14 protein-coding genes and 5 pseudogenes are annotated in these 15,737 nt (G+C 59.1%); 12 read left to right on the top strand and 7 right to left on the bottom strand.

Annotated elements, in window-relative coordinates:
- Positions 1-3: 3 nt before the first annotated feature.
- The 3 genes from P775_RS11205 to P775_RS11195 form a co-directional block, all read right to left on the bottom strand.
- The gene (locus P775_RS11205) at positions 4-195 is read right to left on the bottom strand and encodes a hypothetical protein (protein ID WP_099911093.1); all 192 of its coding nucleotides are present in this window, start codon (positions 193-195) and stop codon (positions 4-6) included.
- Positions 196-289: 94 nt separating this feature from the next.
- A complete protein-coding gene (locus P775_RS11200; RefSeq protein WP_099911092.1) occupies positions 290-904 on the bottom strand; it encodes an FMN-dependent NADH-azoreductase in 615 nt (204 codons plus the stop codon).
- A 175-nt stretch (positions 905-1,079) separates the two neighbouring features.
- The gene (locus tag P775_RS11195) at positions 1,080-1,685 is read right to left on the bottom strand and encodes a DODA-type extradiol aromatic ring-opening family dioxygenase (protein WP_218967666.1); all 606 of its coding nucleotides are present in this window, start codon (positions 1,683-1,685) and stop codon (positions 1,080-1,082) included.
- Between the two features lie 78 nt (positions 1,686-1,763).
- Here P775_RS11195 and P775_RS11190 point away from each other — a divergent pair, with 78 nt between their 5' ends.
- Positions 1,764-2,663 carry a LysR family transcriptional regulator gene (locus P775_RS11190; RefSeq protein ID WP_099911091.1) on the top strand — a complete coding sequence of 300 codons (900 nt, stop codon included), beginning with the start codon at positions 1,764-1,766 and terminating at the stop codon, positions 2,661-2,663.
- A pseudogene (locus P775_RS29825) lies at positions 2,621-2,743 on the top strand (IS110 family transposase); the annotation flags it as partial. The gene P775_RS11190 and the pseudogene P775_RS29825, both read left to right, overlap by 43 nt.
- Positions 2,744-2,898: 155 nt before the next feature.
- Here the strand turns inward: P775_RS29825 and P775_RS11180 are convergent.
- The 3 genes and pseudogenes from P775_RS11180 to P775_RS11170 form a co-directional block, all read right to left on the bottom strand.
- Positions 2,899-3,078: pseudogene (locus P775_RS11180) on the bottom strand (IS5/IS1182 family transposase); the annotation flags it as partial.
- Positions 3,079-3,201: 123 nt separating this feature from the next.
- A complete protein-coding gene (locus P775_RS11175; RefSeq protein WP_180287413.1) occupies positions 3,202-3,825 on the bottom strand; it encodes a TetR/AcrR family transcriptional regulator C-terminal domain-containing protein in 624 nt (207 codons plus the stop codon).
- 107 nt (positions 3,826-3,932) lie between these two features.
- Positions 3,933-5,284, bottom strand: a pseudogene (locus P775_RS11170) (IS256 family transposase).
- A 225-nt stretch (positions 5,285-5,509) separates the two neighbouring features.
- Here P775_RS11170 and P775_RS11165 point away from each other — a divergent pair.
- Together P775_RS11165 and P775_RS11160 are read left to right on the top strand one after the other, a co-directional pair.
- Positions 5,510-6,922: an amidohydrolase family protein gene (locus P775_RS11165; protein ID WP_099911089.1), complete on the top strand. Its 1,413-nt coding sequence runs from the start codon at positions 5,510-5,512 to the stop codon at positions 6,920-6,922.
- Positions 6,922-7,257, top strand: coding sequence for a DoxX family protein (locus tag P775_RS11160; protein ID WP_099911088.1), 336 nt, complete (start codon positions 6,922-6,924; stop codon positions 7,255-7,257). The genes P775_RS11165 and P775_RS11160 overlap by 1 nt, the downstream gene beginning before the upstream one ends.
- Before the next feature lie 162 nt (positions 7,258-7,419).
- Here the strand turns inward: P775_RS11160 and P775_RS11155 are convergent.
- Positions 7,420-7,884, bottom strand: a pseudogene (locus tag P775_RS11155) (transposase); the annotation flags it as partial.
- 202 nt (positions 7,885-8,086) lie between these two features.
- Between P775_RS11155 and P775_RS11150 the strand changes: the two are divergent.
- The 8 genes and pseudogenes from P775_RS11150 to P775_RS11110 all read left to right on the top strand — a co-directional run.
- Positions 8,087-8,275, top strand: a pseudogene (locus P775_RS11150) (IS5/IS1182 family transposase); the annotation flags it as partial.
- A gap of 799 nt (positions 8,276-9,074) precedes the next feature.
- Positions 9,075-9,923 carry an NmrA family NAD(P)-binding protein gene (locus P775_RS11140; RefSeq protein WP_099911086.1) on the top strand — a complete coding sequence of 283 codons (849 nt, stop codon included), beginning with the start codon at positions 9,075-9,077 and terminating at the stop codon, positions 9,921-9,923.
- A 1-nt stretch (position 9,924) separates the two neighbouring features.
- Positions 9,925-11,580 carry a CocE/NonD family hydrolase gene (locus P775_RS11135; RefSeq protein WP_099911085.1) on the top strand — a complete coding sequence of 552 codons (1,656 nt, stop codon included), beginning with the start codon at positions 9,925-9,927 and terminating at the stop codon, positions 11,578-11,580.
- Complete coding sequence (locus P775_RS11130; RefSeq protein WP_099911084.1) at positions 11,577-12,317, top strand: SDR family NAD(P)-dependent oxidoreductase; 741 nt, start codon at positions 11,577-11,579, stop codon at positions 12,315-12,317. Before P775_RS11135 ends, P775_RS11130 begins: the two co-directional genes overlap by 4 nt.
- A 14-nt stretch (positions 12,318-12,331) precedes the next feature.
- Complete coding sequence (locus P775_RS11125; protein ID WP_099911083.1) at positions 12,332-13,411, top strand: alkene reductase; 1,080 nt, start codon at positions 12,332-12,334, stop codon at positions 13,409-13,411.
- Positions 13,408-14,040, top strand: coding sequence for an isochorismatase family protein (locus P775_RS11120; RefSeq protein WP_099911082.1), 633 nt, complete (start codon positions 13,408-13,410; stop codon positions 14,038-14,040). The genes P775_RS11125 and P775_RS11120 overlap by 4 nt, the downstream gene beginning before the upstream one ends.
- 32 nt (positions 14,041-14,072) lie before the next feature.
- Positions 14,073-14,948 carry an alpha/beta fold hydrolase gene (locus P775_RS11115; protein WP_099911081.1) on the top strand — a complete coding sequence of 292 codons (876 nt, stop codon included), beginning with the start codon at positions 14,073-14,075 and terminating at the stop codon, positions 14,946-14,948.
- 19 nt (positions 14,949-14,967) lie between these two features.
- A complete protein-coding gene (locus tag P775_RS11110; protein ID WP_099911080.1) occupies positions 14,968-15,492 on the top strand; it encodes a cupin domain-containing protein in 525 nt (174 codons plus the stop codon).
- The last annotated feature ends 245 nt before the right edge of the window (positions 15,493-15,737 follow it).

The raw sequence follows: 15,737 nt of genomic DNA, 5'->3' as shown, positions 1-15,737 counted from the left end.
GCCTCAAAGGTAAAGCCCACCGCAAAAAGCACTCAAGTCACGAAAGCTTTGCGACAGAACCATCCAGAGTCTGTCGCCGCCCGCATCCGCCGTCCAGGTCAGATAGATACCGATAAGCGCGATCAGGTCGTAGCTCGAGACCTGCCAGACGACGTGATCGCGCGTGTGTCCGGTCCGGGTGGGGATTGGTGGCATTGCTCTTGTTCATGTCGAATATCGTCGGAATGACGCAGTCGCCCAACGTCGCGACGGTGATCAGTATCTAAGTCGTCAAAAGCATGTCTTTGTTCTATGCAGCAGCGGCTGCGATCTGCGGCCCCAGACCCGCGACGAAGCCGTCCATCGTATTCTCGCCCAAATCGACCGCCTTGGCTCCGCCAGCTGCGACGACGGTGACGTCGTCGATGCCGATGACGCTGAGAACGAGCCGAAGGTATTGAGGGGCTATGTCCCTGTCGCGGATCGGCGAGCCCTCGGTGTAGACCCCGCCCGATGCAATCAGGATGGTGGCCTTCTTGCCCGTCAGCAGGCCCTTGCCGTCGAACCCGAGTGTCATGCCCTTGCGGACGATATGGTCAACCCAGGCCTTGAGCACGGCGGGTACGTTGTAATTGTAGACCGGCGTGGAGATGACGATGTGATCGGCGGCGATGACCTCGGCGGTCAGCGTGTCCGATAGGGCGAGCGCCGCCTTCATCTCCGGCGTGTGCGCATCCGGCGGCGTGAAGTAGGCGTCGAGCCAGGGCGCGGTCACGAACTGGAGGCCTGTTTCCATGAGGTCGCGGTCGACGACCTCGCCCGAAGGATGCGTTTCACGCCACTCCGTCAGGAAGCGTTGCGTCATATGGCGCGAGACGGAAGATGCACCGCGCGGGCTGGTCTCGATGTTCAGAAGTCTGGTCATGTCAGGGGTTCCTTTGATTGATCTACCCGAAACGGAAGCCGGAGATGGGCTTGCCGAGAGCGTGTCCGTGAAAGTCGGTATGGCCCGGTTCGCCGGATGCGGCCCCGGCGGCCACCATCAGCGGCGACAGGTGATCCTCGTGCGGCTGCGCCTCACGGGCATCGCGGGCCTGCTCCTACACAGTGAGTGCGTCGTTGCGGGTCTCCGGGTGGGCCATCGCGGCGCGCAGCCAGCCATCGAAGGCTTCCGCATCGGGGACGGGCGTTCTGCCGCGCATGATACCTCGCATGTTGTGATAGGTCTGGCCGCTGCCGAGGATTAGCACGCCCTCAGTGCGCAGCGGCCGCAGCGCGCGCCTGATGGCCAGATGCGCCTTCGGGTCGAGGCCGCGCTGGAGCGAAAGTTGGACCACCGAAATGTCGGCATCCGGGAGAAAGACCTTCATCGGTACGAAGACGCCGTGATCCCAGCCGCGGGTGCTGTCTGACCCGCTATCGATACCCGTCGCCGCCAGCAGGGCTTTGACGCGGGCCGCGACTTCCGGTGCGCCGGGCGCGGGCCAGGTCAGCTCATAAGTAGGCGCAGGGAAGTCGCTGTAATCGAACAGGAGCGGCGGTGTCGCCCCGTCGTTGACGGTCGCACGCGGCTCCTCCCAATGACCCGAGATGACGAGGATGGCGGTTAGCCGGACCTCCAGCTCATGGCATCTGGCGCGCATCGGGCCGGGCTCCAGGAAAAAGCAAGGCCCACCGCCGTGATTGATGAAATATGTCGGTTGCATGCGATCTTTGTAGCCCAGGCATTCCGGTTGCGGGAGCGATCAAATAGTGATCATCTTCATCTTGAAAGGAGATGGAGAATGATCGGCAGTCTAAGTCTCGACCAGCTGCGCGTTCTCGTCGCGATCGCCGATGCAGGCAGTTTCTCTGCCTCCGGGCGCAGTCTTAACCGGGCGCAATCCGCGATCAGTCAGGCGGTTGCAACGCTGGAAGCAACGCAGGGTGTCACCCTTTTCGACAGGAGCAGCTATCGCCCACACCTGACCGAAACTGGCCGTGTGCTCGTCGATCAGGCGCGGCTGGTTCTGGCCAGCGCGGCGCGTTTCGAAGCGGTCGCGGCAGGGACGCGGGCGGGCCTTGAGGCCGAGCTTGCGCTCGCCATTGATCCACTTGTGCCGAGTGCACCGCTGATCAATAGCCTGCGGGCACTTAGCATGACCTTCCCGAATCTGCCCATCAGCTTTTCGACAGAGGGGCTGGGTGGATCCCTTCGGCGGCTTCGCGACGATTCAGCAGCGCTCGCAATCTGCCTGCTCCTTCCCGCCGTGCCCGAGGACATCGTGGCCTACCCGCTGCTCAACATTGCCATGTGCCCTGTGGCAGCCCCTGAACATCCACTAGCGTCGTTGAAGCGCCCGATTACACGGAGCGATTTGGAACCGTATGTACAGCTTGTTCTGTCAGATCCGGTAACGCCCGACACGGCGAACTATGGTTTGGTGAGCGCGAGGTTATGGCGCTTTGTCGATCTCGGGCGTCGTTTGGATTTCCTACATGCTGGCTTCGGGTGGTGCCGTGTGCCCGAGCATCTCGTCGCTGACTCGCTCGCCTCAGGCAAACTCGTCGCATTGCAGATTGAGGACGATTCCGCTCCCATTGCTGGACTCACGATTTACGCCGCACACCGCCGGGATCGCGTCTTAGGCCGAGGCGGGCGCTGGTTGCTCGAAACGCTACGAGCAGGATTGGACTCATCCTAAAACCTAGATCTGAACGGCTGAAATCCAAAGCCAGCTTTGCTGCGCTATGTGGCGTTAGCGCGGTCCCTGCTTCCTCAGGCTAAACCGCAAGACACTGATTAAACCGAGGGGGCTAATGAGCAGCTATCAGTGCGCTGTATTGGCCTTCTCATGGTCGGGCAGCCCGTTGAAAAGGCCTAGAAAATAGTCCGTGGGCGATTTGTCAGAGATGGCAATGTTCTCGTCCCACGCAATGAGGTTGACCGTCGCACGTTTTTCGATGCGGGGCTGCCCAGCCCGCGAACGCTTCCGGCGTAATCCAAAGGGTTAAACTGCCACCGCGACGAAGACCCGCCTGATAGTCCGCCCATTGTGTCACCCTGAACTTCATCTTTGCGATGCGATTGCCGCGGCCGACGTTATGTTTATGCGGCATGCGGGATCAATCAAACTATTGGGGATCTCAGCTGAATAGACAGGAAACGTTGAAATCTTATTCGTGCACCAATGCCCTGCCGATGGTACTCCTGTAGCGACTAAGCAGTTCCAGATAACGACGTCAGCGCTCTGTTCTTAGAGGCGGTCCGAGCGCCCTCAGGAAGAATTGCACAGCCTGCGCAACGAGAGCCTGTATTTCATGCGCCGCGATCTCCTCGCTGATCAAGCCTCTCAATTGTAGTGATCCGCTGATGCTGTCCAAAAACAGGCGCGCCGTAACCTCTGCATCCCCCATTACGATCTCACCTCGCGATGCGTGAAAAAGCAGAATTTCCGCGAATGCCGAATAGGCGCTCGAAGGCCCCGCGCGCATAAATTCTCTCGCCACATCCGGCAATCTGCCGCCGTCTGCGACAAGCAATCGGTGCAGCGCAAGCGTCCGCGGTTCGAGAAGCATCCTGACCAGCGCCTCTCCCCCCAAAGCCAACGACTCTTCAATCGTCTCCTGCTGCTGCATTGTCGCCTGAAGCTTGGAAATGCGTTCTGAGCAGAGGTCGGCGACAACGCTTTTGAAAATGGCTTCCTTGTCCCCGTAGAGGCGATAAAGGTCGCGCTTGGAGCCTCCGACAATGCGGTTAATTGCATCCACGGATACGCCGGCGTAGCCGTTGGCAAGGAAGAGGTCGGCGATCTGCCGGTAATGGGAGACCTGATCACTCGCGGGCGGATTCCGTCTTTTTACCATGGTTCGATTTCCGGATATTGGCAGCGGTGTATCTAATTCCATAGTCATTGGTAGGTAGTGTCCCAGCATGTGGTGTAATTTGTTATCGGGCTGGATATTGATCCGGTTTACAGGGCGGCGATTTTCGCCGGGTCCATAGTGTTATCCTCGCAGATGGCGGCGACGGTTTCCAGAGACATGTAGCGGCGTGTGACGGCCCACTCGTCGTTCTGCTCCAGCATCAGCGCACCGACGAGGCGTTTGATGGCTGGCTCGTTGAGGAGTGAGGAGGATCAGCAAACAGAGTGGGGCGCTGTTTGGCCTAAGAACCCGACGACATTGGCGCGCCGCTTGATCTCCTTGTTCAGGCTCTCAAGCGGGTTGGTAGAGTGGATCTGCCGCCAGTGAGCCTGCGGGAAAGTCTTGTAGGCCAGCACGTCATCTTCAGCGCGGAGCATCAGTTCAGCGAGCTTAGAATGGCGTGGCTGAAAGGCCTCGATCAGCTTGGCCCAGTGTTCTTTCGAAGCTGCCAGCATGTCTTGGTCAAAGGCCGTCCTGAGCGCCGCTTTGACAATGGGGCGGTCTTTCTTGCCGACAAAGGCCAAGGCCAGTGCATTGCGCATGAAATGCACGCGACAGCGCTGGATGGTGGCGCCCAGTACTTTGGCGGCGGCACCTTTCAGACCCTTGTGTTCATCCTCTGCCCGGCAGGGTATTGTGAAGCAATGCACGAGAGGGGGCAATGAGCAGCTTGACCCCACGCAGGGACCGATCGGCCAGAGCGCGCAGGAACTCGTCCCAGAACACCTCTGCTTCGCTGGGCTGAATGGCGATGCCCAGAACCTCGCGCCGTCCGTCCACTGCCCGGCAGGCGATTGCGCAGCAATCTGCCGAGAGGGGGTATTGACCGCAACCAGATATAGCCGCGACGCTGAAGATCCGCCCCGAGCGGCGGACCTTGATGTAAGCTGCGTCCAGCCAGAGGTAGGGCCATTCGCCCTCAAGTGGTCGGTTGAGAAAAGCGTCAACACGTTCGTCAATTTCGACGCACAGGCGTGAGACCTGGCTCTTGGAGACGCCTGTCATGCCCATTGCCTTCACCAGATCATCGACCGAGCGGGTGGAAACACCCTGAATGTAGGCCTCCTGGATCACTGCTGTCATCGCCTTTTCCGAGGCGCGGCTTGGCTCCAGAAACTCCGGAAAGTATGACCCCTTCCGAAGCTTTGGGATCTGAACATCGACGGTCCCGGCCCGCGTTCCCCATCGACGCATACGTCGACCGCTCACGATACCCATTCAGATAGTTGACCCATTCGGTGCTGCGCTCAAGCGTTCCAGCACCGCATCGCTGGTCCACATCCAGCGCCATCAGGCGGTCGGCAACAAAGCCAAGCATCTCGGCCAGTATCTGATGATCCGCGATCTCTGAAAGAAGCGCTCTCAGCGCGGCTGTTTCTGCCATCACGTCTTTGGTCATGGGGGATCTCCTTGATCGGTAGGCCAGTTTTGCAACTCAACCCTACCGGAGAACGTCCATGCCCGCTCAGAACCCGCGCGGGCTTCGCGTGAGCTACGCAGGGCTCAACTCACCCCGCGCTACCCTCGGAATTACACCACGCCCCGGGGCACTACCTCATTGGTATTGCACAGTACCAATTATTTCGCTAGGCGGTACTGATCGTTACCAATTAGGAGAAAGCCTATGGACCAGGAATTTTTGATCAAATGCGGGCACGTACTGACAATGGACCCGCATATCGGCGATTTAGTAGCAGGCGACGTCCGTGTTCGTGGGGATCGTATCGTTGAAGTTGGGACGGCACTGGCTTCCCGAGGGGCCGAGGTGATCGATGCGACTGGCATGATTGTGTTGCCCGGACTAATCGACGGTCATCGGCACGCATGGCAGAGTCTCTTGCGGGGCCAGGCTTCGGATTGGTCATTTCCGCAATACATGGTCGAGGCCCGCGCGTTGTACTGCGGTTGCTTCGATCCAGACGATGCCTATCTGGCAAACTACCTTGGCGGCTTGGAATCAATTACGGCGGGAATCACCACGATTGTCGATCATTGCCATCTCCAATCCACGCCGGATGTGTCGGACGCTCTTGCCCGAGGCCTTAAGGACAGCGGAATTGGCGGCGTTTTTTGCTATGCGCTTCAAAACGTTCCATATTATGTCGACGGGGATTCAATTGATCGCGACACCGTCCGCGATCTCCTGACGCGCGCTCCGGACGCTTGGCACGATGCCAATGCAGCCCGGTTGAGGGACACATATTTCGGATCCGGTCCGCTCTCTTTCGGCATTGCGCTACCGGAATCGACACCTTACATGCCGGCGCACTTAAGTGCCGGTATTCTGGCGCGTGGCGAGGCACTTTCCCCGAAACTGGTCACTGGCCACTGGAACGCGATCAGTAAGCCCGGGTTCTATCAATGCACGCTTGCCGATCTTCTTGATGTCGGGGCCTTCGTTTCACCGACCCTGCTCAGTCACAACAATGACTTGAGCGATATCGATCTGAAACGTATGGCAACCGCGAGACTTGGCTTATGCACCTGTCCAGACACAGAATGCGGCATGGGGCTTGGATCCTTGATAGCGCGCCGGTTCGTTGACATGGGTGGAGCGGCAAGTCTTGGCTTGGATACCACGTCGTTCGCACGGGCCGACATGTTCAAACAGGCGCGGCTCATGCTCCAGGTCGAGCGCAAGCGCTTGGCAGACGAGACGGGAAACATGCCGTCTGTTATAGGCTACAACACCCGGGCGGTGCTTGAGCTGTTGACGCTGACCGGAGCCCGTTCTCTGGGAATGGACGCAGAAATCGGCAGTCTCACACCGGGCAAACGCGCAGACCTGATACTCGTCAAACAGGATGAATTGACCAGGCGAGCGGATCCGGCAGCAACCCTTCTCTTCTTCTCTGATGCTTCAGACATTGACACGGTGATCATCGCGGGCGTGATAAGAAAGCGCGACGCAGATTTGATCGGCATCGACGTTGAGGGTTTGCGAGAGCGAACCACACGCGCCGTTGCGGCAGTTGGCGAAAGATACGCCAGACTCCCGCACAAACAATTGGCCGACGTCTGGGATGGAATATTTTAATGGGATATTTCAGCGACGGGCTCATATGGCTTCTGATTGCATTTTTCGTTCTGGGAGGCTTCGCGAATCTCGTGGGGCCTCAAGGCATCCGAGATGGATATATTCGTTGGGGATATCCCATTTGGCTCCGTTTTGTCGTCGGGATATTGGAAATCGCATCCGCAGCGCTCATGGCGACCGTACCGTGTCGGTTAGGGGGGCTCGTTCTAGGGGCTCTCATCATGGTCGCGGCGGCGGCAACCGTGATCTATCACCGCGAATGGTCGCATGCCGCGCCTGCCTCCATCGCGCTTGCTCTCATTGTCTTAACGATTGTCTCCTTGCTCGCCGGCTAGAACTTCGGTTGTATTAGGGTTGATTTCATGATTCCATTCAAGCGATTGTCGTTTGGGGGATTGCGTATGGGCAATCCGCCGTGGACTGGCAGTGAGATAGGCAGGGAACGGCGTCGGTGCAACGTTCAGCGACAGTTCATCATTCGGTCTTTGATGGGTCGCCTATTTAGTTTCTCCCGTTGAGGCTCGGTAACGAACGGATTGCGGGCGTCGGCAGGCAAGCATTCGGTTCAAAATGGCGACGCCGATAGCAACTTCTGTCTGTTGAGCACACAATGAACGAGCATGCATACGTGGCCCGATGACGCTCTTATATCGACTCATCGCGGTTTCAACCAAAGCCTGTTTGCCGTAGCGAGTACCGACCTGCCATTTCAGCTGGCCATCTGCCTGCACGCACTTTGTGTGGTCGTCTCTCTGGCTGCATGCTTGTGCATTGGGTCGTTCCACCGCGTTAGTGCGCGGTGGAACGACAACTCTCGCGCCGGCACTGTGACGGATAACTGCGTCGTAGGATGGATAGCCATCATAAGCTCCATCGGCAGTGAACTGATCGATCTCATTGTCTATCTGCTCTAGCAATGGCTCCAGCTGCGAGGCATCGCCGGTTTCCTGATCTGTCAGGCTATCCACGCGTCCGCGGCACAACCTCGATGCAGCCGTCAAATCCGTCCCCGCCATCCGCCATCGTAGTCTCCTTCTGAATGCTCAGAACGAAACTCGCCGCTAAGGCAGCATCGTGAAACCGCTGAAATCAATGGGGGCGGGAACGCCGCATACTCTTCAGCGGTCGTTATCAGGTTATTTCCGAGCGCTTGGATAAAGAGCTGATGCGGTAGTGTCAGGCGAGGCTGGCATCTCGGTTGTTGTCCCCAAGCCCATCACATCAAACGCCGCTGCACTTGGTCAGTTTGACAAAGCTGACTTCGCCTATGATCGCGACAAGGATGTCTACGTCTGCCCGGCGGGTAAGCCCATGACTTACAGATTTACCAGCCAGCAAGACGGCAAAGCCATCTCACTGCCGTCACAAAAAATAGATCTGTCGGGCTGATCTCTATCAGCTTGGACAATGCCCGAAGCTGATAGCGGTTTTGCAGTGGCGGAAGCCCAAACGGGTGTTTCTGGAACGCAGAACACATCAGAAAAAAACTCATGCTGTTGCCGAAGGGAGTGATCGACCTAGCGATCAACCGCTTCGGCGAACTGGACGTGCTCAAGTCCAAATGCCTGCCGATACCCGAGTTTGGGGCGGGAAAGGTGCTCATCCGGGTAAAATGCAACGATCTCAGTGAGAATATTGTGTGTACATTTATGCCACATCCTACGCCAGCCTTGGTTCGGAGACGGCAGTGTTGTGTCAAACCGAGAGTCCGCCGCTTCGTCCACGCAGATCAGAACTGCCCGGCTCCGATCATAATGTGCTTCGCCGACAAGGGCGCGCGCCATTGTGCGTGGATCGCTGCAGCAAACGCGTGGAAAGGTCTGCCTTAAGGCGGATAGTGGCGCGAGTGACGTTGGTTTCGGGCATACCCGGCGATCGTGCCACTCCGAAAAAACTACGCAATGTCGTCATTCGCTCGAAAACACTCATAGCAGTCAGGCCAGTCATGAGTTGTTGGCCTTCGACGGGCCTTTCTGGCTCCCTAATCGTTTTCTGATTGCCCCCCCCGGGCAATTGCACGGCAGCATCACTGCAAACGCGGTCATCTCACTTTGTGCGGTAGTGAAATCCATTTCTGAGATGATCGATTCACGCGGCAGATCCCTTTGCATGCCGCGACGCGAAATTCGCTTGAACATCAGGAGGAAAAACAATGACCCACCCAAAGATCCTTGCAGTCGGTGCCGCTGGAAAATTTGCCGGCGCTGTTATTCCTGAGCTTGCACGGCGCGGCGCATGGGTACGGGGACTTGTCAAGCAAGACGCTGACAAGGAGGGCGTAGTGGCCGCAGGCGCGTCAGAAGCCGTGACCGGAGATTTGCGCGACATCGAGAGCCTACGAGTGGCGCTGACGGGAATGGACTCCGTGTTCTACATCGCGCCCGCTTTCTTTCCCGACGAGGCAGAGGTCGGTAAAGCGGTTGTGGCCGCGGCCATGAAGGCTGGCATCAGTCGCTTCGTCTTTTCTTCGGTGATTCATCCCGTTCTGGGTCTGCCAAACCATGCGGCCAAAGCACCGGTGGAGGCGGCAGTGCTCAACAGCGATATGGAGTATAGCTTTCTTCACCCGACCCTGTTCTTTCAGAACTACGCCAGCACGTGGTCAAAGGTGTCACACAACGGAGTTCTGGCTGAACCATGGTCCAGCGAGACCCGCTTCAGCAGGGTCGACTACCGCGATGTTGCGGAAACCGCCGCGATCGCCTTGACTGAAGACCGTCTTCTTTTTGGTACATTCGAGCTATGCGCCGACGGATGGCTGAACCGACACGATGTGGCCGCGCTGATGGCCAGAGTTATGAGTCGCCCTGTCAGGGCTGAGCGCACCGATCCGGGCAGCCTCGGTCCCGAAGCAGCGCCAATGCGCCCGATGTTCGAACACTATGATCACGCAGGTCTTCTGGGCAATCCGCTGACCTTGCGTGCGGTTCTAGGCCGCGAGCCACGAGGTTTGCTGGCCTATTTCAACGAGCTTGAAAGCAGTTCGATAGAGGAGACCTGACATGGTCGATGTCAATGTCACGCCGTTCGAAATCGAGGTTCGTACCCGCCACGGCGATCTGGTGCGCGCCGACGTTTATCTGCCAAAGGGGGTGTCGGGTGCGGTCCCGGTGCTTCTCGGTGCTTCACCTTACCAGAAGGCGTTGCGGCATCTGCCAGTGCACTGGGTGTTTCCGTTCATCGAATACGGGCCGATGCAACTCTACCTTGATGCGGGCTATGCCTACGTCGCTATGGACGTGCCCGGCACCGGGCGGTCCGAGGGCACTTGGGACCCCGTTGCAAGGGAAGAGGGCGAGGCCATCCACGACATGATCGAGCATGTCGCGGCGCAAACCTGGTCGTCGGGCAATGTTGGAATGATAGGCATGTCCTACTATTGCTGGAGCCAGTGGAACGCAGCACGCACCCGGCCCCCGTCATTGAAGTGTATCGGAGCCTATGACGGTGCGACCGACATGTACCGCGACTGGATGTACCATGGTGGTATACCGACGCTCGGGTTTCTGAATTCCTGGCTCTTCGGTTCGGTCCTGCTGCAGCACCAGGCCCAGGGGCTGCCCATTGCGGGTCAGGGCCGCGGTCAGGTCATCTACGACATTTACGAACACATGTTCGACGATGAATGGCAACGTCGCCGCTCGCCCTATTGGGAACTGGATCAGGTCGATATTCCCGTGTTGTCGATCGGCGCTTGGGGCAAGGCATCGCTGCATTTGCGCGGCAACTTCACAGGGTTCGAAAAGGTCAGGGGACCTAAGCAGCTTCTGGTGGTCGGGGCGAACAGTTTCGCCGAGGCGCAGACCTATTATTTCGACGAGGCGTTTCACCGCGCCGAATTACTGCCCTGGTACGATCACCATCTGAAGGGCGAGGCTAACGGCGTCATGGAGCGTCCGGCTGTCCGCTACATGATGCAGGGCGCGCATGAGGAGCGGTCGGCCGAGGACTGGCCGCCCACGGACGTCACGGTGTCGGAGTTCTTTCTCAACGCTGAACACAGCGGTGTCGTCCAATCGCTGAACGACGGGTCTCTTACAAAAGACGCGCCTGATACGGATGGCGGTGCAACAAGCTGGCAATATCCTGATCCGCTGTGGATGGCGGGCGTCACCATGATGCGCCCGGACGGGATGCCTGACCATGTTGCGCGGGTTGTCACATACACCACGCCGCCCTTCGAGAGTGAACGCGAGTTCACTGGGCAGGGAATGCTGCACCTTTTCGCCTCTTCCGATCAAGCCAACATGGACTTCATGGCCAAAGTGTCGCTTATGCCCGCGGGCGATAGCGAACAGCCTTACGTCAAGATCACTCAGGGCTGGCTCCGCGCGTCACGCCGCGAGGAAGATAGCGACCTGACCACCGATATGCGCCCGTTTCACAAACATCAACGCGACGAGCCGATCAAACCGGGGACGGTCTACGCCCTGCGTGTCGAGTTGATGCCGATGTCCGTTCTGGTGCGTAGGGGTGAACGCCTTCGCCTTGAGATCAGCAACACCGAGTCGGCAATTACCGAGGCGCCGATGTCCCACTGGTATGGCCAGAAGGTTGGGACCGACACCTATCACCACGACGCGTTGCATCCGTCCCGCCTGCGGCTGCACGAACGCCCGACTCAAGACTATTCAAACAGATCAGGAGACCAATCATGAAGACCGACCGAACTGTTGTAATCACCGGCGCAGGCGGTGGAATGGGTGCACTCATCACCAAACGATTCCTTGATAATGGTGACACCGTCATCGCCACAGATAGTTCTGACGACGCGCTGAAGGGATTGGCGGAAAAGATTGGCTTATCAGATCGCCTCGCAACGATCGTCGCCGATATCACCGATGAGGCCAGTTGCACACGGATTGCCGCCCTCGCCAAGAGCAAGACGGGCCAGGTTGATGTGCTGATACAAGTTGCGGGGTTTTTCCCCATCGAGCCTTTCATGGAGATCACAGCCCAAAGCTGGCGCAAGATAATCGATATCAACCTGACGGGCACCGCGCTGGTGGCACAAGCCATGTTGCCGCTGATGGTGGGGCGGGGTTGGGGGCGGATTGTCAACTTCGGCTCGGCCTCGATCTACGGCGGCGTCGAAGGGCAGACACATTATGTGGCTGCCAAAGCCGGCGTTGTGGGCTTCAGCCGCAGTCTTGCCCGAGAGGTGGGGCGCGACGGAATAACCGTCAACATGATTGCACCTGGCCTCACGGTCACCAAGGCTGTGAAGGAACGGTTCCCCAAGGACATACTCGAAGCGCAAATCGAACGGCGCGCGATCAAACGTGAGCAGACGGCCGAAGATCTTGTCGGCCCGACGTTCTTTCTGGCGTCCCCCGACGCCGACTTCATCACGGGCCAGTCGATCATTGTCGACGGCGGCGCGTGGATGCTTTGACCAAGGAGACCGACATGACCGATCTTTTCTCATCCTTCGACATCCACGGGCTTGCCGTGCCCAACCGGATCGCGATGTCCGCGATGACGCGCACCCGCGCAACCGATGACGGCGTACCGACCGACCTCATGCGCGACTACTACGTCCAGCGGGCGGCTGCTGGCCTGATCGTCACGGAATGCACGCAAGTGTCCGATCAGGGCCACGGCGTGATCCGCTGCCCCGGCATCCACCGTCCCGACCAGATCGCCGGATGGCGCAAGGTAACGGAGGCCGTACATGCCGCCGGTGGCCGGATGTACCTTCAGATCTGGCACTGTGGCCGTGTGGCGCATCCCGAGATGCGTGGCGGCGCCGCTCCTGTCGGCCCCTCGCCGCTGCCCGCGACAGGCGACTTCTTTCTGCCGCGCGGACGGGTGGAGTTTCCCACTCCCCGGCCGCTGGGCATCGAGGAAATCGCGCCCATTGTGGAGACCTTTGCCCAAGCCACCCGCAACGCGCGGAAGGCGGGGTTTGACGGCGTGGAACTGCACGGCGCGAACGGTTATCTGCAGGACCAGTTCCTGCAAGACGGCAGCAATCACCGCGATGACGCTTATGGCGGGTCGGTTGAAAATAGGGCTCGCCTGATGCTCGAAACCGTGGAAGCCATGATCGGCGCATGGGACGAGACCCACATTGCTGTGCGTCTGTCCCCGTCAAGTTCGCTTTACGGCATGAAGGACAGCGCCAAGCTGGAAACGTTCGGATATCTTGTCCGTGCCTTGGACGCACTTGGGATTGGGATGTTGACCATGCTCGAGCCCAATGCAAAGGCACTGGAAGCAGGTGTCGAGATTGAGCGTGTAGCGGAGACGTTCCGCTCAATGTTCAGAGGTCCGTTCATTATCAATACCGGATTCGACAAGGCCAAGGCAAACGCCGTCCTTGCCGCAGGCAACGCCGACATGGTTGCTTTTGGCGTGCCCTACCTCGCAAATCCCGACCTCGTAGAACGCCTGCGTACTGACGCCGCAATGAACAAGCCCGATCCCGCCACGTTCTACGGCGAAGGGCCAAAGGGTTATACCGACTACCCGGTGGTCGCGGCATGACTCACTTCATCAGCGATCCCGACCAAGACATCAGGACGACCTTCTGGTTCACGCCAGAGGACAGCGCGCTGGTGCTGATTGACCACCAGGTAGGGACACTGCAGCTTGTCCGCAACATCGCGTCAGACCTGTCGCTGCGCAACACAGTTGCTCTCGCAAAGGCCGCGAAGGTCCTCGGCATGCCGGTCGTTCTGACGACGAGCCAAGAGGACAACGTGCAGGGGCCACTCGCGCCTGCGCTGCAGCGCATCCTTCCAGAGGCCTACAAGCGTCGCATCCAACGCAAGGGCGTTGTCAACGCATGGGCGGATCCGGCATTCAGGGCGGCAGTCGAGGCGACCGGTCGCCGCCAACTCGTCATGGCCGGGGTGACCACTGATGTCTGCCTTGTATTCCCCAGCATCAGTGCGGTCCGCGACGGCTTTGCGGTTCAGGCGGTGCTCGATGCGTCCGGCTCGCCATTCGATTTGTCAGAAGACATGGCGCGTCGGCGGATGGAACGTGCTGGTGTTGTGCTGACCGCGACCAACACGATGATTGCTGAGCTTGCCGGCGACTGGAGCGGGCCGACAGGAGCCGAGTTGGTGCCATTGATAGGGGCTCTCGCGCCTATGCAACAGGCTGACTGACAAACCTCCTCCTCCAACCCGAAGGAACATCGATGTCTGCCACCCAATGGAACGATTTCCGAACCGAGCGTATCGACACAGGCTCTGCAAACCTTGCCGTCCGGATCGGCGGGTCGGGTCCACCGCTCGTTTTGCTACATGGCTTTCCACAGCACTCGCTGATGTGGCGTCAGGTTGCACCGTTGCTAGCAGACCGCTTTACCGTGATTGTGCCTGATCAGCGCGGCATGGGTGCGTCCTCCATCCCAGAAAACATGGCGACAAAGACCGACCTCTCAAACGACTTGGCTCGGGCGCTGGACCATCTGGGCCACGCCCAGGCCTGTGTTGCGGGCTACGACCTTGGCGCGGGGGTCGCTGTTGCGTTCGCTCGCGACCACCCCGAGCGCGTGACGCGGCTGGCGGTGCTGGAGTTTGTACTGGCAGGGTTCGGGCTGGAAAGTGCAATGGCCCCGAAAGCCGGATGGAACGCGGGTTCGAACTGGCACTTTGCCGTCTTCGCCGCGCCTGACGTCGCCGTCTGGCTGTTCGCCGGGCGCGAGCGCGAAATGCTGGAGTGGTTCTTCTGGCACGAGTCCCATCAGGGGGCATCGGTTGTTGTCGCCGATGACCTCGATGCCTATGCGCGCGCTTTGTCGCGGCCCGGAGCGCTGCGGGCGGGCGCTGGCCATTATGCGTCAATCTTTCAGGACGCAACGGACAATGCGCCCCTCAAGTCAACGCCACTTTCCATGCCGGTCCTCGCCGTCGGGGGTGCGTCCCACGCAGGCCCGATGTTGCAACAGATGTGGCAAGCCGTTGCCCAAGACCTCAGCACAGCCGTGATCCCGGGCGCAGGCCACTGGCTCGCCGACGAAAATCCGGCCGATACCGCGCAAGCATTGCGAGAATTCTTCACAGAAACCTGACCCGAAAAGGACACGATCCATGAGCAATACATTTGCCGCCATCCCCCCGGATGACCCAGCGCGGGGCCTGACGCTGGTGCATGCGGATGATCCGCAGCTGCCTCATATCGGCATTGTTGGTGATACCTATACAATTCTCGTCTCTGGCAGTGACACCGGTGGGCGCTACTGCCTGATTGACATGCTGATCCCGCATGGTGGCGGCCCGGCGCCACATCGGCATGATTTTGAAGAGATGTTCACAGTTCTTGAGGGGGAATTGGAAATCATCTTCCGGGGTGCGACGAGAACTGCCACTGTCGGCACTACAGTAAATGTGCCAGCCAACGCGCCGCACGCCTTCAAAAACGTCTCGAACCGCCCCGTCCGCCTGTTGTGTCTCTGCGTTCCTGCAGGCCAAGAGGAATTTTTTGCATTGATCGGTGCCCCAGTCGATAGCCGTACGGCTCCCGCGCTTGAACTGGACGCGGCAGAAATGAAAGCGTTTGGCGCCAAGTCCGCTGCACTCGCTCCGAAGTATCGAACCGAGATTTCGAAACCTTGACCATTGGCGACAGCGTGAAAAGTGGTGAATCGTTCGACTAAACGCGCAGATGCTCCCGCGCCGAGACATATGGCGCGGATAAGGTCGCTCCTCTGAATGCAATGCACAACGAAGCAACTGTAAGGGCCACTTGGGTCGATCCGACCACCCGACGCCAATACGCAGCGATCCGTCGGGGTCGACCGCGGCGACCCTCGCAACCGAACGCCGGGTGCCGGGTCCGATCGCGATGCAGGTCGAATACT

Origin of the sequence: Puniceibacterium antarcticum (assembly GCF_002760615.1) — a bacterium.
GTDB lineage: Bacteria > Pseudomonadota > Alphaproteobacteria > Rhodobacterales > Rhodobacteraceae > Puniceibacterium > Puniceibacterium antarcticum.
Note: the sequence above shows the minus strand (reverse complement) of the source record. Positions and strands in the feature narration are given on the sequence as shown.

Bases quoted from the DNA above. Each gene is read 5' to 3' on its own strand.
- P775_RS11205 (WP_099911093.1), bottom strand. From the start codon at position 195: ATGCCACCAATCCCCACCCGGACCGGACACACGCGCGATCACGTCGTC.
- P775_RS11200 (WP_099911092.1), bottom strand. From the start codon at position 904: ATGACCAGACTTCTGAACATCGAGACCAGCCCGCGCGGTGCATCTTCC.
- P775_RS11195 (WP_218967666.1), bottom strand. From the start codon at position 1,685: ATGCAACCGACATATTTCATCAATCACGGCGGTGGGCCTTGCTTTTTC.
- P775_RS11190 (WP_099911091.1), top strand. From the start codon at position 1,764: ATGATCGGCAGTCTAAGTCTCGACCAGCTGCGCGTTCTCGTCGCGATC.
- P775_RS11175 (WP_180287413.1), bottom strand. From the start codon at position 3,825: ATGGTAAAAAGACGGAATCCGCCCGCGAGTGATCAGGTCTCCCATTAC.
- P775_RS11165 (WP_099911089.1), top strand. From the start codon at position 5,510: ATGGACCAGGAATTTTTGATCAAATGCGGGCACGTACTGACAATGGAC.
- P775_RS11160 (WP_099911088.1), top strand. From the start codon at position 6,922: ATGGGATATTTCAGCGACGGGCTCATATGGCTTCTGATTGCATTTTTC.
- P775_RS11140 (WP_099911086.1), top strand. From the start codon at position 9,075: ATGACCCACCCAAAGATCCTTGCAGTCGGTGCCGCTGGAAAATTTGCC.
- P775_RS11135 (WP_099911085.1), top strand. From the start codon at position 9,925: ATGGTCGATGTCAATGTCACGCCGTTCGAAATCGAGGTTCGTACCCGC.
- P775_RS11130 (WP_099911084.1), top strand. From the start codon at position 11,577: ATGAAGACCGACCGAACTGTTGTAATCACCGGCGCAGGCGGTGGAATG.
- P775_RS11125 (WP_099911083.1), top strand. From the start codon at position 12,332: ATGACCGATCTTTTCTCATCCTTCGACATCCACGGGCTTGCCGTGCCC.
- P775_RS11120 (WP_099911082.1), top strand. From the start codon at position 13,408: ATGACTCACTTCATCAGCGATCCCGACCAAGACATCAGGACGACCTTC.
- P775_RS11115 (WP_099911081.1), top strand. From the start codon at position 14,073: ATGTCTGCCACCCAATGGAACGATTTCCGAACCGAGCGTATCGACACA.
- P775_RS11110 (WP_099911080.1), top strand. From the start codon at position 14,968: ATGAGCAATACATTTGCCGCCATCCCCCCGGATGACCCAGCGCGGGGC.